This window comes from Chryseobacterium cheonjiense (assembly GCF_012927265.1).
Lineage (GTDB): Bacteria > Bacteroidota > Bacteroidia > Flavobacteriales > Weeksellaceae > Chryseobacterium > Chryseobacterium cheonjiense.
Genome location: NZ_JABBGF010000002.1, coordinates 431,134 through 457,605, shown reverse-complemented (window position 1 = coordinate 457,605; position 26,472 = coordinate 431,134). Strand labels below are relative to the sequence as shown.

At 37.8% G+C, this 26,472-nt stretch carries 28 protein-coding genes and 2 tRNA genes; 18 read left to right on the top strand and 12 right to left on the bottom strand.

Translation table 11 applies throughout. The annotated features are described in order from the left end of the window. Window positions 1-2: 2 nt before the first annotated feature. A complete protein-coding gene (locus HHL20_RS12680) occupies window positions 3-620 on the bottom strand; it encodes a DUF502 domain-containing protein (protein WP_169231549.1) in 618 nt (205 codons plus the stop codon). A 12-nt stretch (window positions 621-632) separates the two neighbouring features. Next, entirely contained in the window at window positions 633-1,214 is a 582-nt protein-coding gene (gene miaE / locus HHL20_RS12675; RefSeq protein ID WP_169231548.1) for a tRNA-(ms[2]io[6]A)-hydroxylase, read from the bottom strand. 157 nt (window positions 1,215-1,371) lie between these two features. Between miaE and HHL20_RS12670 the strand changes: the two genes are divergently transcribed. Continuing rightward, complete coding sequence (locus tag HHL20_RS12670; protein ID WP_169231547.1) at window positions 1,372-1,605, top strand: hypothetical protein; 234 nt, start codon at window positions 1,372-1,374, stop codon at window positions 1,603-1,605. Window positions 1,606-1,624: 19 nt separating this feature from the next. Here HHL20_RS12670 and HHL20_RS12665 read toward each other — a convergent pair whose 3' ends face one another. Together HHL20_RS12665 and HHL20_RS12660 are read right to left on the bottom strand one after the other, a co-directional pair. Continuing rightward, entirely contained in the window at window positions 1,625-2,716 is a 1,092-nt protein-coding gene (locus tag HHL20_RS12665; RefSeq protein WP_169231546.1) for an acyltransferase family protein, read from the bottom strand. Between the two features lie 107 nt (window positions 2,717-2,823). Further along, window positions 2,824-3,714, bottom strand: coding sequence for a neutral zinc metallopeptidase (locus HHL20_RS12660; protein ID WP_169231545.1), 891 nt, complete (start codon window positions 3,712-3,714; stop codon window positions 2,824-2,826). 178 nt (window positions 3,715-3,892) lie between these two features. Here HHL20_RS12660 and rplU point away from each other — a divergent pair, with 178 nt between their 5' ends. The 3 genes from rplU to HHL20_RS19475 all read left to right on the top strand — a co-directional run bounded on the left by rplU (window position 3,893) and on the right by HHL20_RS19475 (window position 4,879). Next, a complete protein-coding gene (gene rplU, locus HHL20_RS12655) occupies window positions 3,893-4,282 on the top strand; it encodes a 50S ribosomal protein L21 (RefSeq protein WP_169231544.1) in 390 nt (129 codons plus the stop codon). Window positions 4,283-4,310: 28 nt separating this feature from the next. Beyond that, window positions 4,311-4,568: a 50S ribosomal protein L27 gene (gene rpmA / locus HHL20_RS12650; RefSeq protein WP_029298240.1), complete on the top strand. Its 258-nt coding sequence runs from the start codon at window positions 4,311-4,313 to the stop codon at window positions 4,566-4,568. 125 nt (window positions 4,569-4,693) lie between these two features. After that, window positions 4,694-4,879 (top strand): bacteriocin-like protein, encoded by a 186-nt coding sequence (locus tag HHL20_RS19475; RefSeq protein WP_185194817.1) that lies wholly within the window; start codon window positions 4,694-4,696, stop codon window positions 4,877-4,879. 42 nt (window positions 4,880-4,921) lie between these two features. Here the strand turns inward: HHL20_RS19475 and HHL20_RS12640 are convergent, their stop codons facing one another. The 5 genes from HHL20_RS12640 to HHL20_RS12620 form a co-directional block, all read right to left on the bottom strand. Continuing rightward, window positions 4,922-7,450 carry a DUF5686 family protein gene (locus tag HHL20_RS12640; protein ID WP_169231543.1) on the bottom strand — a complete coding sequence of 843 codons (2,529 nt, stop codon included), beginning with the start codon at window positions 7,448-7,450 and terminating at the stop codon, window positions 4,922-4,924. Between the two features lie 210 nt (window positions 7,451-7,660). After that, a tRNA-Asn gene (locus tag HHL20_RS12635) sits at window positions 7,661-7,734 on the bottom strand. A gap of 206 nt (window positions 7,735-7,940) precedes the next feature. Continuing rightward, a tRNA-Asn gene (locus HHL20_RS12630) sits at window positions 7,941-8,014 on the bottom strand. Window positions 8,015-8,083: 69 nt separating this feature from the next. Then, window positions 8,084-9,565 (bottom strand): RIP metalloprotease RseP, encoded by a 1,482-nt coding sequence (rseP, locus tag HHL20_RS12625; RefSeq protein WP_169231542.1) that lies wholly within the window; start codon window positions 9,563-9,565, stop codon window positions 8,084-8,086. Between the two features lie 102 nt (window positions 9,566-9,667). After that, a complete protein-coding gene (locus HHL20_RS12620) occupies window positions 9,668-10,108 on the bottom strand; it encodes a DUF6646 family protein (RefSeq protein ID WP_169231541.1) in 441 nt (146 codons plus the stop codon). Between the two features lie 101 nt (window positions 10,109-10,209). On the opposite strand from HHL20_RS12620, the gene HHL20_RS12615 reads away from it, so the two are divergent. Next, window positions 10,210-10,962 carry a nitrilase family protein gene (locus tag HHL20_RS12615; RefSeq protein WP_169231540.1) on the top strand — a complete coding sequence of 251 codons (753 nt, stop codon included), beginning with the start codon at window positions 10,210-10,212 and terminating at the stop codon, window positions 10,960-10,962. Window positions 10,963-11,008: 46 nt separating this feature from the next. Here HHL20_RS12615 and HHL20_RS12610 read toward each other — a convergent pair whose 3' ends face one another. The 3 genes from HHL20_RS12610 to HHL20_RS12600 are packed head-to-tail and all read right to left on the bottom strand — an operon-like array spanning window position 11,009 to window position 13,128. Next, window positions 11,009-11,308, bottom strand: coding sequence for a thioredoxin family protein (locus HHL20_RS12610; protein ID WP_169231539.1), 300 nt, complete (start codon window positions 11,306-11,308; stop codon window positions 11,009-11,011). 33 nt (window positions 11,309-11,341) lie between these two features. Next, the gene (locus HHL20_RS12605) at window positions 11,342-11,716 is read right to left on the bottom strand and encodes a rhodanese-like domain-containing protein (RefSeq protein WP_169231538.1); all 375 of its coding nucleotides are present in this window, start codon (window positions 11,714-11,716) and stop codon (window positions 11,342-11,344) included. Window positions 11,717-11,718: 2 nt separating this feature from the next. Then, window positions 11,719-13,128, bottom strand: coding sequence for an MBL fold metallo-hydrolase (locus HHL20_RS12600; RefSeq protein WP_169231537.1), 1,410 nt, complete (start codon window positions 13,126-13,128; stop codon window positions 11,719-11,721). A 264-nt stretch (window positions 13,129-13,392) separates the two neighbouring features. Between HHL20_RS12600 and HHL20_RS12595 the strand changes: the two genes are divergently transcribed. The 13 genes from HHL20_RS12595 to HHL20_RS12535 all read left to right on the top strand — a co-directional run bounded on the left by HHL20_RS12595 (window position 13,393) and on the right by HHL20_RS12535 (window position 26,471). Beyond that, a complete protein-coding gene (locus HHL20_RS12595; RefSeq protein ID WP_169231536.1) occupies window positions 13,393-14,919 on the top strand; it encodes a helicase HerA-like domain-containing protein in 1,527 nt (508 codons plus the stop codon). Between the two features lie 186 nt (window positions 14,920-15,105). Then, a complete protein-coding gene (locus HHL20_RS12590) occupies window positions 15,106-16,329 on the top strand; it encodes a 3'-5' exonuclease (RefSeq protein WP_169231535.1) in 1,224 nt (407 codons plus the stop codon). A 304-nt stretch (window positions 16,330-16,633) separates the two neighbouring features. Next, window positions 16,634-17,833, top strand: coding sequence for a diaminopimelate decarboxylase (gene lysA / locus HHL20_RS12585; RefSeq protein WP_185194816.1), 1,200 nt, complete (start codon window positions 16,634-16,636; stop codon window positions 17,831-17,833). A 161-nt stretch (window positions 17,834-17,994) separates the two neighbouring features. Beyond that, window positions 17,995-19,728 (top strand): thiamine pyrophosphate-dependent enzyme, encoded by a 1,734-nt coding sequence (locus HHL20_RS12580; RefSeq protein ID WP_169231534.1) that lies wholly within the window; start codon window positions 17,995-17,997, stop codon window positions 19,726-19,728. Window positions 19,729-19,800: 72 nt separating this feature from the next. Further along, entirely contained in the window at window positions 19,801-20,298 is a 498-nt protein-coding gene (locus HHL20_RS12575; protein ID WP_228463190.1) for an energy transducer TonB, read from the top strand. A 14-nt stretch (window positions 20,299-20,312) separates the two neighbouring features. Beyond that, complete coding sequence (locus HHL20_RS12570; protein WP_169231533.1) at window positions 20,313-20,729, top strand: energy transducer TonB; 417 nt, start codon at window positions 20,313-20,315, stop codon at window positions 20,727-20,729. Further along, on the top strand, window positions 20,722-21,498 hold the full coding sequence (locus HHL20_RS12565) for a hypothetical protein (protein ID WP_228463189.1): 777 nt from the start codon (window positions 20,722-20,724) through the stop codon (window positions 21,496-21,498). Before HHL20_RS12570 ends, HHL20_RS12565 begins: the two co-directional genes overlap by 8 nt. A 127-nt stretch (window positions 21,499-21,625) precedes the next feature. Beyond that, entirely contained in the window at window positions 21,626-23,062 is a 1,437-nt protein-coding gene (gene miaB / locus HHL20_RS12560; protein ID WP_169231531.1) for a tRNA (N6-isopentenyl adenosine(37)-C2)-methylthiotransferase MiaB, read from the top strand. Between the two features lie 120 nt (window positions 23,063-23,182). Further along, window positions 23,183-23,434: a DUF1016 N-terminal domain-containing protein gene (locus HHL20_RS12555; RefSeq protein WP_169231530.1), complete on the top strand. Its 252-nt coding sequence runs from the start codon at window positions 23,183-23,185 to the stop codon at window positions 23,432-23,434. Window positions 23,435-23,443: 9 nt separating this feature from the next. Then, the gene (locus HHL20_RS12550; RefSeq protein ID WP_169231529.1) at window positions 23,444-23,875 is read left to right on the top strand and encodes a hypothetical protein; all 432 of its coding nucleotides are present in this window, start codon (window positions 23,444-23,446) and stop codon (window positions 23,873-23,875) included. A 73-nt stretch (window positions 23,876-23,948) separates the two neighbouring features. Beyond that, window positions 23,949-25,241 carry a sigma-54 interaction domain-containing protein gene (locus tag HHL20_RS12545; protein WP_169231528.1) on the top strand — a complete coding sequence of 431 codons (1,293 nt, stop codon included), beginning with the start codon at window positions 23,949-23,951 and terminating at the stop codon, window positions 25,239-25,241. 2 nt (window positions 25,242-25,243) lie between these two features. Continuing rightward, the gene (locus HHL20_RS12540; RefSeq protein ID WP_169231527.1) at window positions 25,244-25,933 is read left to right on the top strand and encodes a hypothetical protein; all 690 of its coding nucleotides are present in this window, start codon (window positions 25,244-25,246) and stop codon (window positions 25,931-25,933) included. After that, window positions 25,923-26,471: an LptE family protein gene (locus tag HHL20_RS12535; protein WP_169231526.1), complete on the top strand. Its 549-nt coding sequence runs from the start codon at window positions 25,923-25,925 to the stop codon at window positions 26,469-26,471. Before HHL20_RS12540 ends, HHL20_RS12535 begins: the two co-directional genes overlap by 11 nt. The last annotated feature ends 1 nt before the right edge of the window (window position 26,472 follow it).

The following is a 26,472-nucleotide window of genomic DNA, read 5'->3' as shown; positions in this document are numbered from 1 at the left end:
TATTACTCCGGAGCTTTAAAAATATTATCATCTGAGTGAAAGCCTGCTACACCGCCACTTACCGCAAATTTCATTGCAGAAGCTGCCGTCATGCCCACTACCGGTTTGATGTTTTTTTCTTCCGTAACAATTACCCATCCTGAAATAGCGTAAGAATGTGGCAGGTATACCGCAACATAATTGTGTTTTTCAACGTCTGCCATTTCTTTCTGGGTGAGAAAACCGATTCTCCATATTTCGGGATTTTCGTTGGTTTTTACCCAGACCGGATCGTTGAACTTTTTCTTATCTCCGACAAAGGAAGACATAACGTCTTTGGTTGGGGTATAAATATGTTTTACGCCCGGCGTTTTTTCAAGCAGGCGGTCCATAGCGTCGAAAAAGAATCTGCCGACAACAAATTTATTGCCCAGATATCCTAACATTGCCGTAAATAAAATAGTTGAGATAAAAACCAACCCGGGAATCTCTTTAGCGACCGAAGGAATAATATTGTCAATGGAGGTCACGACATACCAGATGACAAACATGGTCAGTCCGATAGGGCCAATAATAACCAACCCCTGAAAGAAATTTTTCAGGAACCAATTGGCAATATTTTCAAACGTCAGCTTTTTCACCTTAAAATATTATTATCCGTGAATGGTTTCACCTTTTCCGTACGACTGAATTATTTTGGCTTCATATTCAAGCCATTCTTCCCAGCGTTTATTTACTTTTTCAGGATCTCCCAGCTGTCTTGCAAATCCTATGAATGTTGTATAATGATTGGCTTCCGAAACCATCAGGTCGCGGTAAAAAGTTTTAAGCTCTTCATCTTTGATGTTCTCGGTAAGTACCTTAAAGCGTTCGCAGCTTCTGGCTTCGATCATGGCTGCAAAAAGCATTTTATCAACAATAAGATCATCTCTGTTGCCTCCTTTCTGGATAAATTGTACGAGCTCGTTTACATAATCATCTTTTCTGGTACGTCCGAAAGTGTAGCCTCTTTTTTTAATGATTTCATGAACCTGGTTAAAATGCTCCAGTTCTTCCTGTGCAATAGCAAGAAGTTCTGTAACAATCTCGGGGTATTCAGGAAGCATTGTAATAAGCCCGATCGCATTTGTAGCAGCTTTTTGCTCACACCATGCATGATCCGTCAAAATTTCTTCAATGTTTCCCTCTGCTATATTTGCCCACCTTGGATCAGTGGGAAGTTTCAACTTAAACATAGTTTAAAATTTTGTGTAAAATTAAAATATTTTGTGATATGACAGAAGTTTATTTTTGTTGAAGATTTTCATTCAAATTCATCTTTTTTATAAAATATCTAAACCTGATGGTACTTTTTTTGTTATTGTTTTAAAACCAATTAAAAATATAAACATTATGGAAACAATTACAGCTATTAAAAGTAAGATGAGTGCTTTGCTTGCATTTGCATTTTCAGTATTTATGTCTTTTTATTCATTTGCACAGGATAATGCCGGAGGAGTCGTTACTACAGAAAATAATACCACTACCACTACAGAATGGTATGCCAACCCAATGTACATTATCGGGGGTGCAATTCTTCTTATCATTATCATCGCATTAATTGCGCGAAGCGGAAGAAGAGATTAAAAAAAACAATAAAAAACTGCTATTCAATAGCAGTTTTTTTTCTTACTATTTCAAGGATATTCCATCCGAAATTGTCTACTTTCTTTAGTATGGCTGAAATTCCAAACGCCAGGATTATGTTAATGATATAAATAAGAATCATTAAAATCCACCAGGGCATATCTTCTTTTAAAGGAACTACCAAAAAATACACAAGAGAAGAGCTTATACCCTGGGCAAAATAGAAAAATATGGCATTCTTTCCGATATAGGTGACGAAACTTTCTTTAGAAATTTTTAAACGGTTATAAAAAACAAAAAGCGTTACGAGAGAAAATAATGCCCAGATGATATATGGAATTTTCGGCGGAAATTTATTTCTGTTGATTTTGTAAAAAATTTCATTGCCGTAATGCCAAAACATCCAGATTAAAGCTGCAGCAACACAGGCATACAGTACAGGAATCATTTTGTCAGGTATATTTTTGCCCTTCATTCTGTTGCCGATCAGAAAAACGGCCAGGTAAAAGGCGACATATCCCACCTGCCCTTCAGGATATATTTCCGGGAAAATATTAAATAATAGCGTTAAAGCAATGCATAATGCGATAAACCAATTGATATGTTTAGGGAAAAACCGTAAGATAAGCACTCCGAAAACGGTGAGAATAAAATAAACTTTTAAGTACCAGAAACTTCCCATTACGACCGGAAATGTGTCAGCATTGGTGTATTGATGCAGGTACCAGTTGCCCAGATTTTCCCATTGTGGAGCGGTTGAAATACTGTTAATTGTATATTTTGATCCGAAGGTGGAATAGAAATTCTGAAGCCATTCCAGGGAGAAAAAATTCAGTCCGAAAATTTTGAAGAAATAATCAAGGAAAAACAGGAAAGTTACAAAGATCATATAGGTGATCTGAAGTTTCAGCAAACGGTAAAAAGTTTTTTCAATATTTGAACCTGAAGTGATCCCGCTTAGCGCATAAAATAAGGCTACATCAAACACCAGAGAAAATACTCTTACTTCTGCCGGAATATAGAACTGCCCGGACCAGAAAGCCGTATGAATGAAAATAATGGATAATGTTGCCAGTCCTTTTGCAAAATCAATGTAGAGATCTCTTTTCATAAGGTATATATAATGCTCAAAAGTAAATAAACTTTATGAATATTTTCAAAAAGAAAAGAGGCGGGAATATTGGCCCGCCTCTAAAAAAGATATATCGAAAATGAATGTTATTTTAAATTTCTGAATTGATCAGCAGAGATTTCTCCCGTCTGAATTTTCTTCAGTTCATCAAGATATTGGCTCATAAAAGCATCGAGTTCAGGAAAACGGGAGTTTTTAGCGGTTTTGTATGTTCCGTTCAAAACTCCCTGATAATAATAAAAGAAATTATAATCGAAATCAGCAGCTGAGAGATCATATTGTCCTAAAAGGAACCCTAAACGCACGGCAGATCTTCTCTGCGGCGGTGTTCCGTGGTGTCCGGGACTGTTTGTCTGGTAATCTCCGATGCTTTGTGCAAATTCATATGCCGCTGCGATTTGTGTAAAACTGGTCTGGTTGTAACCGTTCGGTCTTCTTAAATAATATCCAGCAAATCCGTCTGCTTCAAGTTCATTAGGCCTTGCTGTAGATTCATTTACAGATGGAAGTCCAAAGATGTATTGCAGCTGATGACCGTATTCATGGGCTAAAATCATGGCATTCACAATATCTCCGCCTTTCGATTTGGCGTCATAATATATCGCATAACCATAATATATTTTTCCGGTAGAGTAGGATATGGCATTATACGTAGAGTTGTAATTGGAAGGATCGTTCACAAAACGGAGTGTGGGGTTGCTTCTTCCCCAAAGGCTCGCAATTTTTGTCATTTGACCATTCATAAAGTTGGTATCTGTAGAATTTTGTAAGCTGGTAAGCAATACGGAAGAGGAGCTCCAGTTTTGATCTACATAATAACATACTTTTTCAAGAGCGTTGGGCTGGTCGATTTTCTGGCTTTCGGCCTGTTGTTGTTCTGGCTGTACAGGAGTTTCCAGTGAGTCGTCGTTACATGCTGACAGAGATAGTGCAGCAATTGCTCCCGCAATAATGCGGAAATTAAAGTTTCTTTTCATATAAAATATTTTGGTTTAGCGAAGTTATATTATTTAACGGAAAATATTATCACTTTATTGTGATAAATTATTCAAAACATAGTTAAAATTTTAATTAAAAAAGATTGGGTTGAATTTGAGGAGATTAGAAAATAATCCTTATATTTGCACCTCGAAATAACTAAAAATTTTATAAACAATGTTTGCAATTGTAGAAATAGCAGGGCTTCAATACAAAGTTGAGCAAGACCAGAAGTTGTTTGTAAACCGTTTAGCAGGAGACAAAGGAGGTAAAGTATCTTTCGATAAAGTACTTCTTACTGTAAACGGAGCAATCACTGTAGGCGCCCCAGCTGTAAGCGGAATCACTGTAGAGGCAGAGATCCTTGACCACGTAAAAGCTGATAAAGTAATCGTTTTCAAAAAGAAAAGAAGAAAAGGTTACAAAGTGAAAAACGGTCACAGACAATCATTAACTCAAATTCAGATTACTGGTATTACAGGATTTGAAGGAGCTAAAAAAGCAGAAAAACCTGCTAAGAAAACAACAAAAAAGGCAGACGCTGAAGCTGCTGAAAGTGCAGAATAATTGTTAAACCAAAAAACCTTAAAATAAAATGGCACATAAGAAAGGAGTTGGTAGTTCCAAAAACGGTAGAGAATCTCACTCCAAAAGATTAGGAGTAAAGATTTTTGGTGGTCAGGAGGCTATTGCCGGTAATATTATTGTTAGACAAAGAGGTACGCAACACCACCCAGGTGCAAACGTGGGAATCGGTAAAGACCACACTTTGTTCGCTTTAGTAGATGGTAAAGTAGTTTTCAGAAAGAAAGCAAATAACAGATCTTACGTATCTGTAGAAACAAACGCATAATAATACGCGTTTTTATACATAAAAAAGCCTCAGCAACCGCTGAGGCTTTTTTATTTTATTAAATCATAATTGAAAATGAATATATTTCTTATATTTAACACCAAATCAAACAAAATTTAACTGATATGAAAAATTTAAAGAAAATTACAAGACAGGATCTTAAAGAAGTAACAGGAGGTATCGCTCCCGTAAAAGAATGTTTGCCATGCGATATCTATTGCAGCATTCCTGAAGGAGAAAGACCGCCATGCAATATTGTCTATATTGTAGCGCATTGCAACGGCTGTAAGAATTATCCTTCAGAGTCTTAACCCACAAAAAAATCTCCTTCATAAAAGGAGATTTTATTTTTTCTAGAAGTTTACCTGGAATCCGGCTTTTATACCAAAGGTTGAAATATCAGGCCGGTCAAGGTAATTCCCGCGCCAGTTAAAGTCTACTCTGAAAATTCTCAGGTTTCCAAAACCTATATTTTCAATTCCGAAACCATATTCATAGTAAATATGCTCGCTTGGAGCAGAGTATTTAAATCCTTCTACATTGATGGCTTTAGAAGCATCACTCAATGTTCCGTAAGCTCCTCTGATAAAAGCAACCTCTCTTAATTTCAATTTCTTAATTAATGGAATAAAAGAAAGAATCTTACCGTTAAAATGATGCTCAAGATGAAGGGTTGTATAGGTGTCTGCTACAAATTCATAATAATTAAGCTGGGCAAAAGTGTTCTGCGCAAGACTGTACGACTGGTTTCCCGGAATGACATTCTGTAACGCCAAAGGAACAGTGTTGAAATTTTTTCCGGCTTCAAAATTTACCTGCAGTTTTCCCCAGCTCCCGATTAAAAATGGCTTGTAGAAAAGGAACTGGAGTTTATTATAATTAAAATCAGATCCGAATAATCCTTCTACCCCTTTCGTGTATTTTAATACAATTGTCGGAGCCAGAGTTCCATGCTCATAACGGTCGATCCCAGTCTGGGAAAATTTCGCTCCCGGTCTTGCGATCAGGCTAAGCGTAAAGTGCGAATCGTTGGTTGTTTTCCTTAAAGCACCATCTTTATAGTACATCAGGCTAAAGCCATCAGGATTGGCAGATTTAATGCTCTGCATCGTTCCGTCAAGACGGATCTGAAAGTTCTTCCAGGGTTCAATTGAGGTAAAAACATTTGTTTGGTTCAGGGAGCTTAAAGAAGCATTTTCTCCTCTGGCAAAAATGGTTGAGGAAGCAAATGTCCTGGCCATGATTCCGTCGTCGTTGGTAAGCTGTACTCCCAGCTGGAGAATGTCTCTCCGGGTTCCTGCTCCTATTGTAAAGCGGTTGACCCTGTTAAACATAAATCTCGCTTCCGCACCGTATTTTACCTGTTGGTCTTTGAAGCCGTAAGCCGTATAAAACTGTACCCTCCACGGATCGTTTCTCGTAAAATAGGTTCTTGCACCCAGTCTTATCCTGTCTCCTTCCACTTCGTTTTTACCGTAAACGGAGAAAATCGGACCAATATCAATACCTAATTTTTTCACATTATAATAACCGGAGCCCAGCGTTTCGTAAAGTTTTACGATCCTGTTGAATTTCGGAGTCTGCTGAAGTTTGTCAAGCATGTCGTAAATACCCTGTTCAGATTTCGATAAAGAATCAGGTCTGGCTTTAAGCCAGTACGCATCATCCTTGTCGGTGAAACTGTCGGAATATTCTTCTTCTTTTCGTTTAAAAATCTGATCTTCCAGAGGCTTATTAAATTCATATTCGGAATAATCAACGGATCGTTTGGCGACAATACTTTTTGCGGTTTTCTTTTTGGAAAACGGGGTCATTTCAATTTCCGTAACAAATTTTCTGGGTAAGAAGGTATTTTCATCAGGATTATCATACTCCAGTTCGGTAGAAATTCCGTTGATGAAATTAACATTGATCTTCTGGGTAGATTTTAACGTAGCTCCCAACACGGCATAACTGTCGGTGTCGATATACAGATATCCCTGAAAAGCCAGTACATCTTCTCTTTTCGGAAGGTACCTGATTTTGAAAGCATTTTCTCCGCGGATGGAAATGGTGTCAACAAGATTGTAATCGTACGTGCTGAAGCCTGTTTCTCCCACAGGACTCGGAAAGCCAATATCAAAATAATTTAAGGTATTGTCGTAGATATTGATATCCCTGTAAAGGTTTTTGGCCGTAAGCGTCACGATCTGGTTATCCTGAAACCCGGATGTTTTCTGTGCTACCAAAAGTTTTTTTGTTCTTTTGGAAGGCCTGTTCTCACCATAATTTTCGTAAACTGCCTCGTTCAGAAATACGGGAAGTCCTATTTTTCCGCTCGCGGTAGAGTCTTTATAATCGAAGATAAATTCAAGCTTATTGAAGATCTTCTTTTTCATGAAGGCACTGTCGAGGTTATTGGCATCAAACTGAATCTTCTCGTATTCTTTATAGGTGTATGTGTCGAATTTATCCAGTCCGTTGTTTCTTTTTCTGGCCCAGACTTTCTGCATGATGGCATACGCCGGGTTTTCCTTTTTGTTTTTATACTTCGGTCTTTCGTTATGGATTACTACTTCCTGAATATTGCTTTCTTTTTCCTGGGAAAGTTTTACAAAGATATTGTTGGCATTATCGGGCGTAACATCTACGCTTTCTAAAGCGTAATTTTTTCTTAAAAATTTAAGCTTATAAATAATACTGTCCGACTGCACCATAAAATTACCGGTAGTTGTTGTCAATATCGGCTTATTGCTTTCGTTAATGAAAACGTCTACGCCGCTAATTTCTTTATTGGTTTTAGCGTCTGTGATTTTTCCGCTGGCTGCATTTTGGGCATGTACAAAATGGGTAAGAAGGATAAAAATAAAAAGGGGGTAATATCGCGGTTTAATAATTAACATTTGTTGTTTCTTCAAGCTATTGCATAAACAAAAAGTATGCAGATTTATTGTAATGGTTCAATAATATTTAAAATTTTATGTATTTAAATACAAAACTGCAAATGTAAGGAAATAACACGGTTGTGATGTAGTAGTGTGATTATTATTTTTATTAAAGTAACTGGTGTTGAGTAAAAATAAAAAAGACCTACATTTCTGTAAGTCTTTTAGCTCCTCCTGCTGGGCTCGAACCAGCGACCCTCTGATTAACAGTCAGATGCTCTAACCAACTGAGCTAAGGAGGAATTTCCTATTGTTTTAGTGGTGCAAATATAAAAGGAATATTAATATCAAACAAATTTTTGGTTTAAAAATAATGAGAATTTTCCTGTAACAGCGGGCGATGCAAGCTATATAATTATTTTTCAGGAGATTAAATTTATCTTACCGTAAAATATTATTTCAGAACAGTTAAAATAAAAAAAGACTTACATTTCTGTAAGTCTTTCTGCTCCTCCTGCTGGGCTCGAACCAGCGACCCTCTGATTAACAGTCAGATGCTCTAACCAACTGAGCTAAGGAGGAATGTCCTTTGTTTTAAGTGGTGCAAATATAGGACGAATATTTATACCCTGCAAATATTTTTTTAAAAATTTATAAGCTTCCGGTTAATGCCTTGAATATATCGCTTCCGAATATCAGAACCATTAATCCCAATAAGAAGATAACTCCCACCATTTGAGCGTTTTCCAATACTTTTTGGGGAACAGGTTTTCCTACAATCATTTCATATAAAGTGAATAAAACGTGGCCGCCATCCAATCCCGGAATCGGAATTAAATTCAGGAAGGCTAACCAAACCGAGAACATTGCCGTAAAACCCCAGAAAGCCCTCCAGTCAATAGATACGCTTCCGTCTTTACTTTGATCTACAGGCATATTTTTGATAATTGCAAGAGGTCCCCCTACTTTCTTATATCCCTTCACTTTCTTGTTGAAAACCAGTTTGAACTGCTTGATCTGGTATGTCAGGCTCTCAATTGTCAGTGTGAAACCTCTCTTAATGGACCCAATGAAGTCATAATCATTGTGAACATAATATTTTTTTGTCTCTTTAAATGCCAGAATGCCGATCGTTCCCTCTTTTGAAACAGGTATTTTAAGATCAGTTACCTGGTTGTTTCTTAATACCTGGAAATCCGTTACTTTTCCTGCGTTGGGAGTCACCAGAGGCTTTACTTCATCATAATAAGCAATCGGTTTTCCGTTTACGGCAAGAATCTTGTCCCCAACCTTTAAACCGGCGTCCATTGTTGATTTTGTAACAATAGTGTCTACTATGGGAGCCATTCTCGGAGTAAGGAAAGATCTCGGTTCGGGATCGTTGAAAGCAAGAGCCTTTCCGTCGTCATTCGTTGGGAAGGTTACCTCCTTTCCATTTCTCAGAACAGTAATTTCATCGCTTAATAAAACATCCAGTGCTAATTTTTTAAAATCTTTTTGGGTTTTTCCGTCTACGCTAATGATCTTGTCACCATCCTGGAATCCCATTTTTTTGGCCGCTTCCGTATAATGAAGAGGGGTAGTGATTTTATTGGCATCAAAAATATCTTCCCCGCCATTACCCATTAAGGCAGAAAAAATCACCCATGCAAGGAAAAAATTCACGGTAACCCCGCCCAGCATGATGATCAGTCTTTGCCATGCCGGCTTAGACCTGAATTCCCAGGGCTGCGCCGGCTGCTTCAGCTGTTCGGTGTCCATGCTTTCATCTACCATTCCGGCAATTTTTACATAACCTCCGAAAGGAAGCCAGCCGATACCGTACTTTGTTTTTTCGGGATGTTTTCTCCAGTCGTTATCGGGAAGTTTTGATATATCGATAGGAACTTCTTTCTTTTCACCGTTTACCTCGATAACTTCAGTATCCGGAAGATTTTTGGAAAGAAATTTATACTGCCATTTTCCATTGATTTTTTTCATTGAAAAAATTGAAAACCAAGGGTCAAAAAACAGGAAGAATTTCTCTGCTCTGGTTTTGAACCACTTTGCCGGTAAAAAGTGTCCAAGCTCATGAAGGACTACTAAGATAGAAATGCTCAATATAAATTGAAACAGTTTGATTGCTATTTCCATTAATGCTTTTGTATGTTAATTTGCAAAGGTAACAATTCTCAAAACTATGCCAAATAAAAAGCCTCCCGAAACGAGAAGCTTTGTCATATAATAAGGTGATTATTACAAATTAATGGAAACGCCGAGACTGCCATTGTTTCCGACTTCTGCAAAAACCCCGATTCTTTCTGTAAAGAAATACCGGGCTCCGATATGCGCACCCAGTCCGAAATCACTTCCCACAACACCTACATCAATCCCCGGATAAATATCTAGTTTCTCAGGAAGCTGCAAGGCATCCTTTAAGTGAAAGTTCAGCCTTCCGAAAATAAAAACGCTGTTGTCATTATCATTATCCTTGTAATTGCTGAAATAACCGTTCAGTCCTGCTCCCACAGAAATCAGTCCGTTGAGACCGTAATCATATGTTCCTGTAATTCCGGTTCCGTATCCCCAAACGCTCAATCCTGCATTGATTTTCTGATCTCCTTTTCCTGTCCATGCCTGCGCGTTTACTGTAGTTCCTGCAACAATTAACATCAGCATAAAAACCAATTTCTTCATATCGTATCTTTTTATGTTATTATTTAAAAAATATCTGCAACAAAGATAGAACCGAAATCATCTGAAAATCGTATTTTTAATGAAGTTTTTTAACATAGTTTATGAAAATCACAGGACTGAATTTAGATATTGTCTGGAAAAATAAAGCACAAAATTTTCAACAGATCGAAGAAGAGCTGCAGAATCAGGAAGCCGATCTCTTCCTTTTACCGGAAATGTTTTCTACAGGATTTTGTATGGACGCTTCGGAAGTAGCTGACAGAAATCAAGAATCTTTGGATTTTTTTAAGAAAATGGCAAAGGAGAAAAATGCGGCGTTCTGCGGAAGCGCTCCTGTAGAAGAGGGTAGGAAGTTTTATAACAGAATGTATTTTGTTCATCCGGATGAAAGCGTTGTTTTTTATGATAAACGCCATCTGTTTTCCTTTTCAGGTGAAGATAAAGTCTATACACCCGGAAAGAAACGTGTTATTGTTAATTATAAAGGCTTCAGGATTTTACTGCAGGTATGCTATGATCTGCGTTTTCCGGTTTTTGCGAGAAATAATGACGATTACGATATGATGCTGTATGTTGCCAACTGGCCGGAAAAAAGAGTAGGCGCCTGGGAACATCTGCTGAAAGCAAGGGCTATTGAAAATTTATCTTTTGTTTTCGGGCTCAACAGAATCGGGACCGATGGGAATAATCTTTTTTACCAGGAAAGCTCCCATTGTTTTTTTGCAGACGGAAAAGAGATTTCTAAAAAAGAAGGAAATCGTATTTCAGCAGAACTGAATTTGGAAGATTTAAAAGATTTCAGGAATCATTTTCAGTTTTTGAATGACCGGGATTCTTTTGAAATTAAGTTATAAGATTGAGGCTAAGATCCTAACCTCAACCTTAGCCTTAATCTTACTATTAAGCATATTGTTTTAAAAGCTGCGTCAGTGTATTCACATCATGTACACCGCTTTCTTTCCAAAGCATTTCTCCGTTTTTAAATACGGCCAGGGTGGGGACACCGCGCACTCCATACTGTGCTGCCAATGCAGGATACTGGTCTACATCCACTTTAATGATTCTTGCGCCTTCACCTACATTTTCCTTTACGGTATTAAGAACCGAAGACTGTACTTTGCAGGGTTGGCACCATGTTGCAAAAAAATCAATCAATACAGGTCTTTCCGAATTGATGATTTCCTGGAATTTTTGTGACATAGCTATATTGGTTTGGGTTATTAATGTTGATAATTATTTTCCGGAAATGTTTTCGTCCTGAATGGCTTTTACATTCTCCCACGTCGTTCCATCGTATACCTCGACTCCTTGTTTCTTTAATAGTTCTGCTGCCTGATCTGCCTGAATTCCCTTATTGCAGAAAACGACTACTTTTTTTCCTTTTAGTGATTCTGCATTTTGCGACAGTTCAGCTAAAGGAATATTTATGGCATTTTTTGCGGTGCCTTCTGCATACTGTTCAGGAACTCTTACATCTACAAGAACTACATCCTGGCTGTTCACCACTTCTTTGATATTGCTATCAGGAGATGCTGCAGAAGAATTTGTTTTGCATGAATTACATATAAATACTGAAACAATCAAAAATCCGTAAAAGGCTTTCTTCATTATTACATTGTTTTAGACTGGCAGACAAAATCTGAAGTCGGAAGCTTTCCTGTCTTTTTAATTCCGTTAAAACCTCCTTCTACTTCAGTGAAATTTCTGATTCCATGCGAGTTGAGGATGCTTGCAGCAATCATACTTCGATATCCTCCCGCGCAATGCAGGAAAAAATGTTCCGCATTATCGATGGTATTCACCCATTCGCTGATCTCGTCCAAAGGCCTGTTGTAAGCATTGTCGATATGTTCGGCAGAATATTCCGAGATTTTACGGACATCAATTACTTTCGAAGCTTTATTGAACTGGTCTGCAAATTCTTCGGGCGATATTCTTTTTATTTCATCGGTTTCTTTTCCATTACTTTTCCATGCGTCGAATCCTCCTTTCAGATAGCCTACCACATGATCAAATCCTACTCTGCTTAATCTGGTGATGGCTTCTTCTTCTGTGCCTTCATCTACTACCAGCAGTAAAGGATGTTTCACATCAACAATTAATGCACCTACCCAAGGCGCAAAGTCTCCTTTCAAACCAATGTTAATGGAATTAGGAATAAATCCTTTATGGAATTCTGCCGGACTTCTTGTATCTAAAATCAACGCACCGGTTTCTTCAGCATAAGCTTCGAAATCTTCAGCGGAAATTGCTGTCAATCCTTTATCCATTACTACGTCAAGACTTTCATAACCTCCTTTATTCATGGCTACATTCATCCCGAAATACTTGGGCGGAGCTGTAAGGCCGTCAAGAACTTCTTTTACAAAAGATTCTTTATCCGGCTGATTCAGCGCGTAATTTGTTTTTTTCTGATTTCCTAAAATGTCCACCGTTTCTTTCTGCATATTTTTTCCACAGGCAGAACCCGCTCCATGTGCCGGATATACGGTAATGCTGTCGTCCAGCGGCATAATCTTCGTCTGCAGACTATCGTATAAAATTCCCGCAAGATCTTCCTGGGTAAGATTAGTTGCTTTCTGGGCAAGATCCGGTCTGCCTACATCTCCAAGAAACAAAGTATCACCGGTGAAAATGGCTGTTTCCACTCCGTTTTCGTCAATAAGAAGATAGGTTGTACTTTCCATAGTATGGCCCGGTGTATGAAGAACTTTTATTTTTACCTTTCCAAGCTCAAAAACCTGATTGTCTTCGGCAATAATGGCGTTAAATTTAGGCTGCGCAGTTGGTCCGTACACGATAGGGGCTCCTGTTTTTTTACTCAGATCCAAATGACCCGAAACAAAATCTGCATGGAAATGGGTTTCAAAAATATATTTTAACGTTACATTGTCTTTTTCCAGACGATCAAGATAAGGCTTTACTTCTCTTAAAGGATCAATAATAGCTGCCTCGTTTTCGGATACGATATAATAGGCACCCTGAGCCAGACATCCGGTATATATTTGTTCGACTTTCATTATGTAGTGTAACTGTTTTAAGTTTTTTTTAATATCTGCAAAAATCGTGTTTATTTTTTTAAAAAGAGCAAAATAAAAAAATCGATACCGATAGAATAAATCTATAAAGTCCGGATGTTCTCATTGTGCGGGAATTATCATCATTTAGAAATTCTGTGGTACTAAGTTAGTTATATTTGTTAATATCTGCGGGCTGAAATTAATCATGATAAAAACTCATTGTATTCATATCTCAAAAAAAATTATATTTATGTAAAAAATCAAATGGCAGATAAAATACAATTTATTGAATCGTTAAATGCAAGGTATGTTTCTAAGGATCAGGGTATTATTCTTGGAAAAGCAATGCTGGACGGAGCGGTTGTTCCTGAAGTAAATGTCACAGTTCCATTAAAGACCATAAACCGTCATGGACTCATTGCGGGAGCTACCGGAACCGGAAAAACAAAAACCCTGCAGGTCTTTGCAGAACAGCTTTCGCATGCAGGGATTCCCTCGCTGGTATTGGATATTAAAGGAGATTTCTCAGGAATTGCAGCAGCGGGAAAAGAAAATCCTGCCATTCAGGAACGATATGCCAAAACACAGCTTCCGTACAATCCGCAGGCTTTCCCGGTAGAACTGATGAGCATTTCCGGAGAAAGAGGCGTAAAATTACGGGCTACGGTTACAGAATTCGGGCCGGTTCTGCTAAGTAAAATCCTACAGCTGAATGATACACAGCAAAGTATCATGGCAATTGGTTTTAAATATTGTGATGATAAAGGTTTGCCTTTAATCGATTTGAATGATCTTAAGAAAGTTCTTCAATATGTCACTGAAAATCCGCAAGGCAAGGCAGAGCTTGCTGCAGATTACGGATCTATTGCTTCCTCTTCCTTAGGAGCGATCTTAAGATCGATCGTTGCACTGGAGCAACAGGGTGCATCTCAATTTTTTGGGGAGTTGAGTTTTGATGTACATGATTTGCTGCAGACCAGAGATGGAAAAGGGGTGGTTAATATTTTAAGAGTAGCGGATATTCAGAGCAGGCCTCAGCTGTTTTCCACATTTATGCTTTCGTTATTTGCAGAAATTTATATGACCTTCCCTGAAGAGGGCGACAGCGGTAAGCCGAAACTGGTGCTGTTTATAGATGAAGCACATTTGATTTTTGATGAATCTTCAAAAGCCTTAGTTTCCCAGATTGAAACGATGGTAAAACTGATTCGTTCTAAAGGGGTCGGAATTTATTTTATTACCCAGATACCGGGAGACATTCCCGAAGCTGTGCTTTCCCAACTGGGACTGAAAATTCAGCATGCCCTGCGAGGTTTTACGGCAAAAGATAAAAAAGAAATAACAAAAGCGGTGGAAAATTATCCCACGACGGAATTTTATGATGCTGCCACTTTAATTCAGAATCTCGGAATTGGAGAAGCTTTTGTAACAGCTCTGGATGAAAGAGGAATTCCTACGCCATTGGTGCACACCTATTTAATTTCTCCAGAATCCAGAATGGATGTTCTGAACGATGCTGAAATTTCGGAGTTAACGGGACGGTCTGCTTTGGTAGCTAAATATGAAAAAGTAGTAGATAACGATTCTGCGTACGAAATGCTGGTAAGAAGAATGGAGCAGGCTGTAGGAGGAGCTCCTTCAGCACAAAAGACAAAACAGGTTAAAGAAGAGCCTGGAATGTTTGAAAAGATTCTGCAGAGTAAAGCAGGGCGTACCTTTACCAGTACCTTGGTACGGGAAGGGATGAAAGCGGTTTTTGGAATGTTAGGTGTCGGCGGCAGGAGAAGATGATTGTTTTGTTTCAGGATGTTGTTATGCAGTATTCATCCATGATTTTGTAAAATTGATAGAATTTTTCCTATTTTAGCAGGATTGTCTTAAGGCAAGATTGCTAGTGGTATGGCATGTGTTGTGTTATGATTATAGTACAGTCTGTACGTTTTAAATTAATCTAAAAGAAAGTTGTATAAAAAATAAATGTATTCAATTATTGATATAGAAAGCAATGGTGCAGGTTACAGAAAAGAATGCATTATAGATATTGCTATTTACAGGTACGATGGACAGAAAATTATCGATCAGTTCATCTCTCTTGTAAATCCTGAAAGTGATATCACGCCTTTCGTGCAGAAACTCACCAATATTACCCCCAAAATGGTAAAAACGGCTCCCAAGTTCCATGAAATTGCACGCAGAATTGTGGAAATTACGGCCAATACTACTTTGGTGGGACACAATATCGATTTTGATTACAGGATGCTCCGCCAGTCATTTCAAAGGTTGGGTTATGATTTTAAAATCAATACGTTAGATACCATTCCGTTAGCCAAAAAACTTATTCCGGATGAGGTAAGCTACTCGCTTGGGAAGCTGGTGAAATCTCTGGGAATTCCTCTTACGAACCATCACCGAGCGGATGGAGATGCCCGTGCAACACTTGAGCTTTTCAAACTCTTGATTTCAAAAGACACGGAAAACGAAATTATTCAGAAACAGCACGAAGAATCCAACGCAAAAACCTACATCAATAAGATAAAGGTGCTTACCCAGGATCTTCCGAATGAAAAAGGATTTGTTTATTTCCAGAATGAAGGAGGAAAAATAATCTTCTCCGATCACGTTCAGGATATTAATAAGTTTTCGAAAAAAGTTTTTAATTCCAAATCCAAACGATGGGAAGAAATTCAGCAGGCTGTTGAACAGATCAATTATGAACTTACCGGAACCGATATTATTGCAAAGCTGATCCTTAACTCAAAGGGAATCAGGAAAAAAGAAATGCTGCCATTCGGACTTTACTTCCGCAACCAAAAATATATTGTGGAAAAAAACAAACTGAACAAAGCCGAAAAACCGATCCTGAAATTCAGGTCTTTTACCCAAGGTGCAAAAGCTGTTGAGCTTATCAGTAAACTCGAAGAATATGCGGATGTTGAGGTTTTTAAAAAGAAAATAGAATTTAAAAAACGCAATGAGCTTTGGCTTGGCTCCGGCAGAAGACTGGGGGAAAAACTTTTTCTTATTGTTGAAAACGGAAAGGTGACTTCCTATGGGTTTTACGAGCTTTTTACACAAATCCAGACGCTGAGCAAAATTTCAAAATTAAAAATCGATCTGCAATATCAGTCAGGAGATTTGGTAAATGAACTGCAGCTTGCGCTTCTGCGGGGAGATTTTGAAACACTGCCGTTACCTAAGTAATTGATTTTTACGTATCAGTAATTTATCAAAATTTTAAAAGATAAAATATGCACACTTTCCGTTAACTGAGGGAGTTTCGGAGATGTGTGCATTGTACTGCTATCTGATCTTTCAGCAATATGTTTAAGGATTTGTATATTTTACCAAAGTGAAAAATGCTTTTTTATTGTGTTTTTTAAGTTTTTTATTCTTTTAAAATTAAAACAAAAGAATAATGTTCTATGTATTTGATTTTAAATGGTAAACAATTTCTTATTACCTTTGTACTTTCTTAATAACACAAATAAGTTTTACTTAATTAATTATGAATCCAAAAGAATTACTGAAGATTGCCAACGAATTTGGTACACCGGTGTACGTTTACGATGCTGAATCGATTAAAAACCAATACGAAAAACTTACATCATCTTTTCTTAAACACACAAAGTTCTTCTATGCTGCCAAGGCGTTGACCAATATCAATATCCTTAAGTATGTCAAGAACCTGGGTGCTTCTTTGGATTGTGTATCAATTAATGAAGTAAAGCTTGGTTTAAAGGCTGGTTTCACGAAAGAAAAAATATTATTCACCCCGAATTGTGTTGATCTTGCAGAAATTGAAGAAGCAATGACCTTCGGGGTACACATTAATATTGATAATATTTCCATTCTTGAGCAGTTTGGCAACAAATACGGAAATACCTATCCTATTTTAGTAAGAATCAATCCGCATATTTTTGCCGGAGGAAACTATAAAATTTCAACAGGACATATCGACAGTAAATTTGGAATTTCCATTCACCAGGTCCGTCACATCGAAAGAGTGATGAAATCTACCAACCTGAATGTAGAAGGGCTGCACATGCACACCGGAAGCGAGATCAAAGATCCGGATGTGTTTCTTCAGGCTTTAGATATTATGCTGGAGCTTTCAGAACATTTCCCGAACCTGAAATATCTGGATATGGGAAGCGGTTTTAAAATTCCATATCAGGATACCGAAGAAGAAACGGATGTAAAAACGCTGGGTAAAAAAGTAGAAAAGGTCATTGCCGAATTTTCAAAATCCACGGGGAAAAAGTTTGAGCTTTGGTTTGAACCGGGGAAATTTCTGGTAGGAAAGAGCGGTTATCTTTTGGTGAAGGCCAATGTTATTAAGCAGACTACAGCAACGGTTTTCGTCGGGGTAAATTCCGGTTTTAACCACCTGATCCGCCCGATGTTCTATGATTCTTACCACGTGATCGAAAATTTATCCAATCCAAAAGGTGCGGAACGGATTTATACTGTCGTAGGAAATATCTGTGAAACCGATACTTTTGCCTGGGACCGAAAACTGAATGAAGTAAGAGAAGGTGATATTCTGGCATTCCATAATGCAGGAGCTTACGGTTTTGAAATGAGCTCTAATTTTAATTCAAGGCTAAAGCCTGCCGAGGTGCTGTTCTTAGACGGAAAAGCACATCTCATCAGAAAAAGGGATGAATTTGAAGATCTTTTAAGAAATCAGATTGAAATAATTTAATATTTATAAAAGCTCTACAGAAATGTAGAGTTTTTTTTATTTGTAACTTCTTATTCAGATTTTATAATCCTTACATTTGTTAATGGCATAATCTTTACAGGATTAAGCTTTTTGATCCATTCCACTTCACGTTCAAATAATAACACCAAAAAATATTAATTATGGCCAAAAACATCGCAGAGCAAATTGTAGAAATGCTCGAAGAAGCCAATGTTAAAAGAATTTATGCCGTTACAGGAGATAGCCTCAACCACTTAAATATTGCTGTTAAAAAAAGCAGCATCGAATGGATTCATGTAAGGCATGAAGAAGCCGGAGCGTATGCTGCCGCCGCTGAAGCAGAACTGGACGGGTTTGCGGTATGTGCGGGAAGTTGTGGTCCGGGACACGTTCACCTTATCAATGGAGTTTATGAAGCCCATCGTTCGCACGTTCCGATGCTGGTGATTGCCTCCACAATTCCAAGCAATGAAATGGGAATGGATTATTTCCAGGAAACCAACACCATAAAACTTTTTGATGACTGCAGCCATTACAATCAAATGATTACAAGGCCGGAGCAGGTGCAGAGAACTGTTCAGACGGCCATTCAGCATGCTATTTCCAAAAAAGGAGTGGCTGTAATCGGCCTTCCGGGAGATGTTTCAGAACTGGATGCGGAAGAAGCAACAACGTCTAACAGGATTTTTAAAACAAATCCCGTAATCCGTCCGTCCGACGAAGAATTAAATGAATTAGCAGGTCTTATTAACGCAAGTAAAAAAGTAACGATTTATTGCGGTATTGGTGCAGAAAATGCCAATCCGGAAGTGGTAGAGTTGTCAAAATATCTTAAAGCGCCGGTAGGATATTCTTTCCGCGGAAAAATGGCCATCCAGCCGAATAATCCGAATGAAGTAGGACTTACAGGGCTTCTCGGACTTCCTTCTGCGTATCATGCCATGCACGAAGCCGATCTTTTACTTCTGTTGGGTACCGATTTCCCGTATGAGAAATTTATGCCGGTTAAAAATAAAATTGTTCAGATAGATGAAAGCCCGGAAAGACTGGGAAGAAGAGCAAAGCTGGAGCTAGGGCTTACAGGAGATGTAAAAGAAACCATCAAAGCACTGCTTCCGCTGTTACAGGAAAAAACAGATACGGATTTCCTTAAGCAGCAATTGGAGTTTTATGAAAAAGTTAAAGAGAACCAATTAACTTACGTAAAAGATCCCGGAACCGAAAACGAGATTCAGCCGGAATTTGTTACCTATACTTTAGATCAATTAGCCAAAAAAGATACCATTTTTACGGTAGATACAGGAATGTGCTGCGTGTGGGGAGCAAGATATATTACCGGAACGGGCGAAAGAAAAATGCTGGGTTCTTTTAACCATGGCTCAATGGCCAATGCGATGCCAATGGCAATCGGAGCTTCTCTGGCATATCCGGGAAGACAGGTAATTGCGATGTGTGGTGATGGCGGGCTCTCAATGCTGTTGGGAGATATGGCAACCATCTTTCAATATAAACTTCCCGTTAAAATTATTGTATTCAACAACAGGTCTCTGGGAATGGTAAAGCTGGAGATGGAAGTAGGAGGTATGCCGGATAATGAAACCGATATGGTGAATCCCGATTTTGCGATGATTGCCCATGCAATGGGATATCCCGGGAAAAACGTTCACAAACCTGAAGAAGTTGAGACTGCTATTAAAGAATGTCTCGATTACAACGGGCCTTGTCTCCTGAATGTTTTCACCAATCCCAATGCGCTGGCTTTACCTCCGAAAATTGAATTCGACCAGGTGCTCGGAATGACGAAATCCATGGCTCAGCTCATGCTCGGCGGAAAAATGGAAGAAGCGCTAGATACCGTGAAAAGCAATTTTAAACACATAAAAGATATATTGTAAATTATCAGCTTCATACTTTGTATGGAGCTTTTTCTTTAAACAGGATAATGCTATCTTTGTTATATTAAATCTATGAATAATCCTATGAAAGCTATTGTGTTTTTATCAGCGCTTTTCATCTCGAACTTTGCATGGGCTCAGTTTGATGTAGAAGACAGGGATGATAATTTTATTACGGAAAATAACAAGAGTATTTTAAAAATAGACATTAAAGAACCCTTGTTGCAGGTTGCCGTAAAAAACTGTACCGATTTCCAGGCGGCTTCTTTTGAAGGTGGAATTCCTGCTTATAAAGAAATCCTGAGAAAATATATGTATGATTACCTCAATACCGACTTTTATGTATTGAACGGAGATTTTACATTTACCATTACAGTAGATCAAAAAGGGAAAGTCACCAATATTGAAGGAACTCCTAAGGTTGCCAACAGTCATGTCTTTTTTGATGATATGAAATATATCGTAAGGAGAATTAAGAAAAACTGGATTCCCGCAACCTGCAACGGAAAACCTGTAACATCACAAATCAAAATCAAAATGAATCTGTCTACCATCGCAACGGATGTGTAGCTTAACTTTTAACCATGAAACACTATTTTTTAATGCTGCCTTTATTGCTTTTAAGTCATAAAGGCTTTTCTCAGCAGACAGCAGTTCAAGCTTATCAGACTTCAGAAAATTATCAGAAAGCGGAATTTCCGGGAGGTGATGAAGCCTTTCGGAAAGAATTCATGAATATGGTATATGCTTACATTGATATTGCCCTGTATGCGATTCAGGGGCAGGTTACTTTTGTATTTAATATTGACACGAAAGGCAAAATCAGTAACATTGATGTACTGCCAAAATTCAAAAACAATGAAATGTTTATCGATGATATGAAATATGCTGCTAAAAAAGTAAAAGGCAAATGGTCACCGGCAACAAAAAACGGGATTCCCGTGGATTCTAAATTTGTAATGAAGGTGAATTTCACCAATAATGTGTATGATCATGATTAAGAAGTTATTATTGTTAAGTTTGCTTTTCCTGATAAAAAATTTGTATTGCCAAATAGAAGTTTTAGAAAGTTATCCTTACGGTCAGAATTTTTATGTTGGAGGAATTAACCAGTTAAACAAAGAAATGGTTCAGATTGTCAAGGCGCAAAAATTGTTGCCTTGTGAAAAAGGAGAGAAATATTCTGTAAAAGTTATCGTGTATGACAATTCTACAATCAGTTATGTTAAAGACTTTGATACGTTGGAAATCAAAAAAAATAAATGTGCGTTTGATTTTAGCCGCCAGCTATTTCCATATTTAAAAAGATGGATGCCAGCAAAAGAAAATGGGAAGTTCGTCGCAGCAATTGCAAAAATTGATGTTATGCCCTTTTATTTGTTTCATTCCAAAGATGATCCAAAAGACAATGTAATGAAAAATCCGACCTTTAAAAAGGGTATTGAAGCTTTTGGGTTCGAGGTTAAATCAATTTTTGAAAGATATATAAAAAGAAATGAGGATAAAATAGTCTCACTTACATTTGTTGTCACAGAAAATGGAGAAATGGAAGATTTCAAAATTGAAGGTGATTTTTCCGAGAATGATAAAAAGAATATCATCAGCAGTCTGTCCAGAATAAAAGGTAAATGGAATCCTGCTACTTTTAACAATATTCCATACAGAGCAAGAATGCGGCAGCCTGTTACTCAGCAATTCGATTGGAATAGGCAGATCGACGAAAATAATAAAATGATGAATCAAAATTATTATAATAACAGATATCGATAGTCTCCTGACATTCTGTCACAATTTTGTATCTTTGCAAATTCAATAAGTTCAGTATTTAATGTTTTGAGTTCAAATCTGTATGTGTAGAGCTATAAACCTTAAATTTTAAACCTTAAATAAGATTATCGTGCAGGAAAAATATATAGACGAAACAAAACAGGGAGAAGCTTTTGCGATTGCTGAAAAAGACGGCAATTCTAAGAAATTGTTTCTGGAAAGCTATGGATGTCAGATGAATTTCTCCGACTCCGAGATTGTTGCATCCATTCTTAACGAACAGGGTTATAATACAACACTTAAAGTAGAAGAAGCAGATCTTATCCTTCTCAATACATGTTCCATCCGTGAAAAAGCAGAGCAAACGGTGAGAATGCGACTGTCCCAATTCAAAAATTTGAAAAAAGAGAAGCCCAATATGACGGTTGGGGTTTTGGGCTGCATGGCGGAAAGGCTGAAAACAAAATTCCTGGAAGAAGAGCAGTTGGTAGATCTTGTAGTGGGTCCCGATGCATACCGTGATTTACCGAATCTTTTGAAAGAAACCGAAGATGGAAGAGACGCCATTAATGTAATTCTTTCCAAAGAAGAAACGTATGCAGACATCAATCCTGTCCGTCTCGGAGGGAACGGTGTTACGGCTTATGTTACCATTACCAGGGGTTGTGATAATATGTGCACATTTTGTGTTGTTCCGTTCACCAGAGGTCGCGAAAGAAGCCGCGATCCGCATTCAATTTTAGAAGAATGCCGAAGCCTGTGGGAAAACGGATATAAAGAAATAACACTTTTAGGGCAGAATGTAGACTCCTATCTTTGGTACGGGGGCGGCCCGAAAAAAGATTTTATCAAAGCATCTGAAATGCAGAAAGCAACTGCTGTTAATTTTGCGCAATTGCTGGATTTAGTAGCAAAAGCAGTTCCTCAGATGAGAATCCGTTTTTCAACCTCAAATCCTCAAGATATGAGTCTGGACGTATTTAGAATGATGGCGAAGCACGACAATATCTGTAAATATGTGCATTTACCAGTTCAGAGCGGAAGCAATAATATGCTTTTGGCAATGAACAGACAGCATACCCGCGAAGAATATTTAGATTTAATTAAAAAAGCCAAAGAAATCGTTCCGGAAGTCGCTTTTTCTCAGGATATGATCGTTGGTTTCTGCAATGAAACAGAGGAAGACCACCAGGATACATTAAGCTTAATGAGAGAAGTAGAGTATGACTACGGTTATATGTTTGCCTATTCAGAAAGGCCTGGAACGCCTGCTCACAAGAAAATGGAGGACAATATTCCGGCTGATGTTAAACAGAGACGTTTGGCTGAAGTTATTGCTTTACAGGGAGAATTGTCCAGAAACAGAATGAAATCTTATGTAGGAAGAACCCATCAGATCTTAATCGAAGGAACTTCCAAAAAGAATGAAAACCAATGGAAAGGAAGAAATTCCCAGAATGCTGTTTGCGTTTTTGATAAACTGGAAGGACAGAAAATTGGTGACATTGTGGACGTTTTTGTTTTTGATAATACACAGGGCACACTTTTAGGGGAAACCGTGAAGTAGATTATTTGGGCAGGTTTGGAGTCTATCCTGAGCTTGTCGAAGGACTTCCTTTTTCTAGTCACTAAAGTCGGGCTGCGTGAAATTCAGTGATAAAATAAAATTTAGATATATTTTTTCAAAATGAAAGATTTACAAAATACACAGCTTTTACAAAATATTTCTTCATTACTCGATAATGCAAGAAAAAAAGTTGCTGTAGCAGTAAATCAAACTATCGTACTTTCCTATTACGAAATAGGAAGAATGATTGTGGAGGATGAACAAAATGGAGAAAATAGAGCAGAATATGGAAAAGCTGTTCTGAAAGATTTGTCATTACATTTGACAGAAAAATTCTATGAAATCGAAAACAGGATTTTATTAACATTTTAAACTCAGACAATGGAAAAGCTTCATAAGTATTGCCTAAGTGTATTGTTGGTAATCATCTGTACCAATATTTCGGCGCAGGTAAGCAATGGTTCTGTAGAAAATACCGACTGTCAGCAATTCTATAAGCTATACAGTCATATTTTAGAACAGGATCATGAAGCCTCAGAAAAATTCTGTGCTCATAAAAAATCCATCCGAAATTTCGTAATCGGACACCGGGAAAACGCGGTTGACCTTATTGGAAAAAGATTTCCCGATCAGGATCAAAAATCATGTTTTAAAAATAAATACGGAGCAAATATTGCCGAAAAGCAAAAACATCAACTGCTCCTTAAAAATTTCGAGAAAAACAGCAAACAAGTATTTTTTGCTAAAATTTTATATTTTAAAACTAAAGTTTCAAAAGTCAGAAATAAAGATTATTTAAGTGCAATTGGTTAATATTCAGACAGAATCGAACATTTAACTAAACCTTACAGCAAAAACTGTAAAAAAATAATCTAAAACTTTACATATGAGCAACGAGCTTCAAAATATAAAAAACCGTTTCGGAATTATCGGGAACTTTCCGGCTTTAAACCGCGCTTTGGAAAAAGCCATTCAGGTAGCACCAACAGACATCTCGGTCCTTGTCATCGGAGAAAGTGGTGTCGGGAAAGAATTTATCCCAAAAATCATCCATTCAGAATCCAAAAGAAAACACCAGCCTTATATTGTCGTAAACTGCGGAGCAATTCCCGAGGGAACCATTGATTCGGAATTATTCGGACACGAAAAAGGGGCATTTACCGGCGCAACAGCAACCAGAAAAGGATATTTCGAGGTGGCAGACGGCGGAACCATTTTTCTTGATGAAGTAGGAGAATTACCTTTGCAGACGCAGGTTCGCCTGTTACGGGTGCTGGAAAGCGGGGAATTCATGAAGGTGGGATCTTCACAGGTTCAGAAGACCAATGTGAGAATTGTAGCGGCCACCAACGTTAATATGATGAAGGCCATCCAGGACGGAAGATTCCGGGAAGATCTCTATTACCGCTTAAATACAGTGCAAATTGATATGCCGCCTTTGAGAGAAAGAAAAGGAGACATTCATTTATTGTTCAGGAAATTTGCCATCGATTTTGCCGAGAAATACAGAATGCCGGAACTGGAACTGGAGCCTGGTGCGGTGCATTATATCGAAAACTATACGTTTCCCGGAAATGTGCGTCAGCTTCGAAATCTTGTTGAGCAAATGACGGTTGTAGAAAGAAACAGACATGTAACCCCGGAGAAACTGGCAGAGTATATCCCGATGGAATCACATCTTCCGATGGTGGTAAATACGCCTAATACTCAAAAGCAAAGCGATTTCAGCAGTGAAAGGGAAATCATGTATAAAATTCTCTTTGATATGAGAAACGATATTAATGATTTAAAATCCTTAACTTCGGAACTGATAAAAAACCGCGGGACTTCGGATCTGAGCAGCCATGAAAAAAATCTGATCAACAGGATTTATACCCCTGAAAGCCAGCAGAATGTTGCCCCGAATTCATTATTGTTCTTTGAAAATAAAAATAATGACACGCCGGTTATTCAGAATCCTACAATCATATCGGGACAGGAAGACAGCTATGAAGATGTGGAAGATATAGAAATTGAGGAACATAAACCGGAATCATTATCGCTTCAGAATAATGAAAAGGACTTAATAATTAAAGCATTAGAAAAGCACAAAGGCAGAAGAAATAAGGCGGCAGATGAACTGGGAATTTCCCAGAGAACCCTGTACAGAAAAATAAAACAATATAATTTAGAAGAATAATCATGATTAGAATTAATGCAAAACCTGTCAATTTCAAATTAGGAGATTACATCAGCAACGGATACGAGTTTTATAAAGCAAATTTTGGAAGTTTGCTGGGAGCTTTTCTGCTTGCTATGATCATGTCGATCATTCCTTTTTGCGGACTTTTGGCAGTAGGGAATTTTTATAAATATTGCCGTGATTTAAGAGCGGGTAAAAATGTAAGCGCAGGAGATATTTTCAATTTCGATGATTTTACACCTTACTTTTTGATACAGCTGGTTTTATTCGCCGGAGTAATGGCTATCTATATTCCAATGCTCTTCATGGTGCCGATGATGGCAGACAGAGATCCTTCTGCAGGTCTTCCGGTAATCTTTATAATTTATATGATTTTCGTGTATATAGCTATTTTGATTGTTTGTCTAAAAGGGTTTTATATGCCGGCATTAATTTCTCTTGGAAGAATTATAGACATTAAAGAAGCATGGAAAATATCTTCTGTAATGACTAAAGGAAATCTGTTGTCAATCTTTTTGTATTCACTGGCTGTAGGATTTTTATCTCAGTTGGGAATTATTGCCTGCTTTATCGGATTGATTTTTACAATACCTTTTGCATATGCATCTCATTATTTTGCCTATGAAGATGCATTGAAGCAGATTACAAATGACGAAATTCAGGAAATTGGAATTAAAAATGAACTTTAAAATTAAAAATATAAAATTCGGGCAGTCAAGATTCTGGCTTTTACTGTTGTGTTTATCAATGCTGAACTCATGTTACACTTTCTCGGGTTCATCGCTTAAAGATGAGAAAACCATTCAGATCAATGAATTCCCGAATAACGCACCATTGGTAAATCCTACGCTGTCACAACAGTTCTCTACGGATATTCAAAACCGGTTTTTACAGAGAACAACGTTGAAAGGGACCAAAGAAAACCCGGATATTCTGGTGGAAGGGGAAATTACGGATTATTCCATTACCCCCACAACCATCAGCTCGAATACCGTCCCTACAAATACGGGGGGTACTGTTCAGGAATCCCAGAATAAGCTTACTATTACGGTGAAGGTACATTATGAAAACAAAATTCACCCTGAGCTGAGCTTCGACAGAACCTATTCTGATGAAGCGGTTTTCAACAGCAATTTATCCCAGTCTGATATTGAAAGCTCTCAGGTGAAAATTGCAACCGACAGGATTATTAATAAAATATTTAACGACATTGTAGCGAACTGGTAAG

Excerpts from the sequence above, each read along its gene's own strand:
- miaE (WP_169231548.1), bottom strand. The coding sequence starts at position 1,214 with ATGTTTAAGTTGAAACTTCCCACTGATCCAAGGTGGGCAAATATAGCA.
- HHL20_RS12670 (WP_169231547.1), top strand. The coding sequence starts at position 1,372 with ATGGAAACAATTACAGCTATTAAAAGTAAGATGAGTGCTTTGCTTGCA.
- HHL20_RS12665 (WP_169231546.1), bottom strand. The coding sequence starts at position 2,716 with ATGAAAAGAGATCTCTACATTGATTTTGCAAAAGGACTGGCAACATTA.
- HHL20_RS12660 (WP_169231545.1), bottom strand. The coding sequence starts at position 3,714 with ATGAAAAGAAACTTTAATTTCCGCATTATTGCGGGAGCAATTGCTGCA.
- rplU (WP_169231544.1), top strand. The coding sequence starts at position 3,893 with ATGTTTGCAATTGTAGAAATAGCAGGGCTTCAATACAAAGTTGAGCAA.
- rpmA (WP_029298240.1), top strand. The coding sequence starts at position 4,311 with ATGGCACATAAGAAAGGAGTTGGTAGTTCCAAAAACGGTAGAGAATCT.
- HHL20_RS19475 (WP_185194817.1), top strand. The coding sequence starts at position 4,694 with ATGAAAAATTTAAAGAAAATTACAAGACAGGATCTTAAAGAAGTAACA.
- HHL20_RS12640 (WP_169231543.1), bottom strand. The coding sequence starts at position 7,450 with ATGTTAATTATTAAACCGCGATATTACCCCCTTTTTATTTTTATCCTT.
- rseP (WP_169231542.1), bottom strand. The coding sequence starts at position 9,565 with ATGGAAATAGCAATCAAACTGTTTCAATTTATATTGAGCATTTCTATC.
- HHL20_RS12620 (WP_169231541.1), bottom strand. The coding sequence starts at position 10,108 with ATGAAGAAATTGGTTTTTATGCTGATGTTAATTGTTGCAGGAACTACA.
- HHL20_RS12615 (WP_169231540.1), top strand. The coding sequence starts at position 10,210 with ATGAAAATCACAGGACTGAATTTAGATATTGTCTGGAAAAATAAAGCA.
- HHL20_RS12610 (WP_169231539.1), bottom strand. The coding sequence starts at position 11,308 with ATGTCACAAAAATTCCAGGAAATCATCAATTCGGAAAGACCTGTATTG.
- HHL20_RS12605 (WP_169231538.1), bottom strand. The coding sequence starts at position 11,716 with ATGAAGAAAGCCTTTTACGGATTTTTGATTGTTTCAGTATTTATATGT.
- HHL20_RS12600 (WP_169231537.1), bottom strand. The coding sequence starts at position 13,128 with ATGAAAGTCGAACAAATATATACCGGATGTCTGGCTCAGGGTGCCTAT.
- HHL20_RS12595 (WP_169231536.1), top strand. The coding sequence starts at position 13,393 with ATGGCAGATAAAATACAATTTATTGAATCGTTAAATGCAAGGTATGTT.
- HHL20_RS12590 (WP_169231535.1), top strand. The coding sequence starts at position 15,106 with ATGTATTCAATTATTGATATAGAAAGCAATGGTGCAGGTTACAGAAAA.
- lysA (WP_185194816.1), top strand. The coding sequence starts at position 16,634 with ATGAATCCAAAAGAATTACTGAAGATTGCCAACGAATTTGGTACACCG.
- HHL20_RS12580 (WP_169231534.1), top strand. The coding sequence starts at position 17,995 with ATGGCCAAAAACATCGCAGAGCAAATTGTAGAAATGCTCGAAGAAGCC.
- HHL20_RS12575 (WP_228463190.1), top strand. The coding sequence starts at position 19,801 with ATGAATAATCCTATGAAAGCTATTGTGTTTTTATCAGCGCTTTTCATC.
- HHL20_RS12570 (WP_169231533.1), top strand. The coding sequence starts at position 20,313 with ATGAAACACTATTTTTTAATGCTGCCTTTATTGCTTTTAAGTCATAAA.
- HHL20_RS12565 (WP_228463189.1), top strand. The coding sequence starts at position 20,722 with ATGATTAAGAAGTTATTATTGTTAAGTTTGCTTTTCCTGATAAAAAAT.
- HHL20_RS12555 (WP_169231530.1), top strand. The coding sequence starts at position 23,183 with ATGAAAGATTTACAAAATACACAGCTTTTACAAAATATTTCTTCATTA.
- HHL20_RS12550 (WP_169231529.1), top strand. The coding sequence starts at position 23,444 with ATGGAAAAGCTTCATAAGTATTGCCTAAGTGTATTGTTGGTAATCATC.
- HHL20_RS12545 (WP_169231528.1), top strand. The coding sequence starts at position 23,949 with ATGAGCAACGAGCTTCAAAATATAAAAAACCGTTTCGGAATTATCGGG.
- HHL20_RS12540 (WP_169231527.1), top strand. The coding sequence starts at position 25,244 with ATGATTAGAATTAATGCAAAACCTGTCAATTTCAAATTAGGAGATTAC.
- HHL20_RS12535 (WP_169231526.1), top strand. The coding sequence starts at position 25,923 with ATGAACTTTAAAATTAAAAATATAAAATTCGGGCAGTCAAGATTCTGG.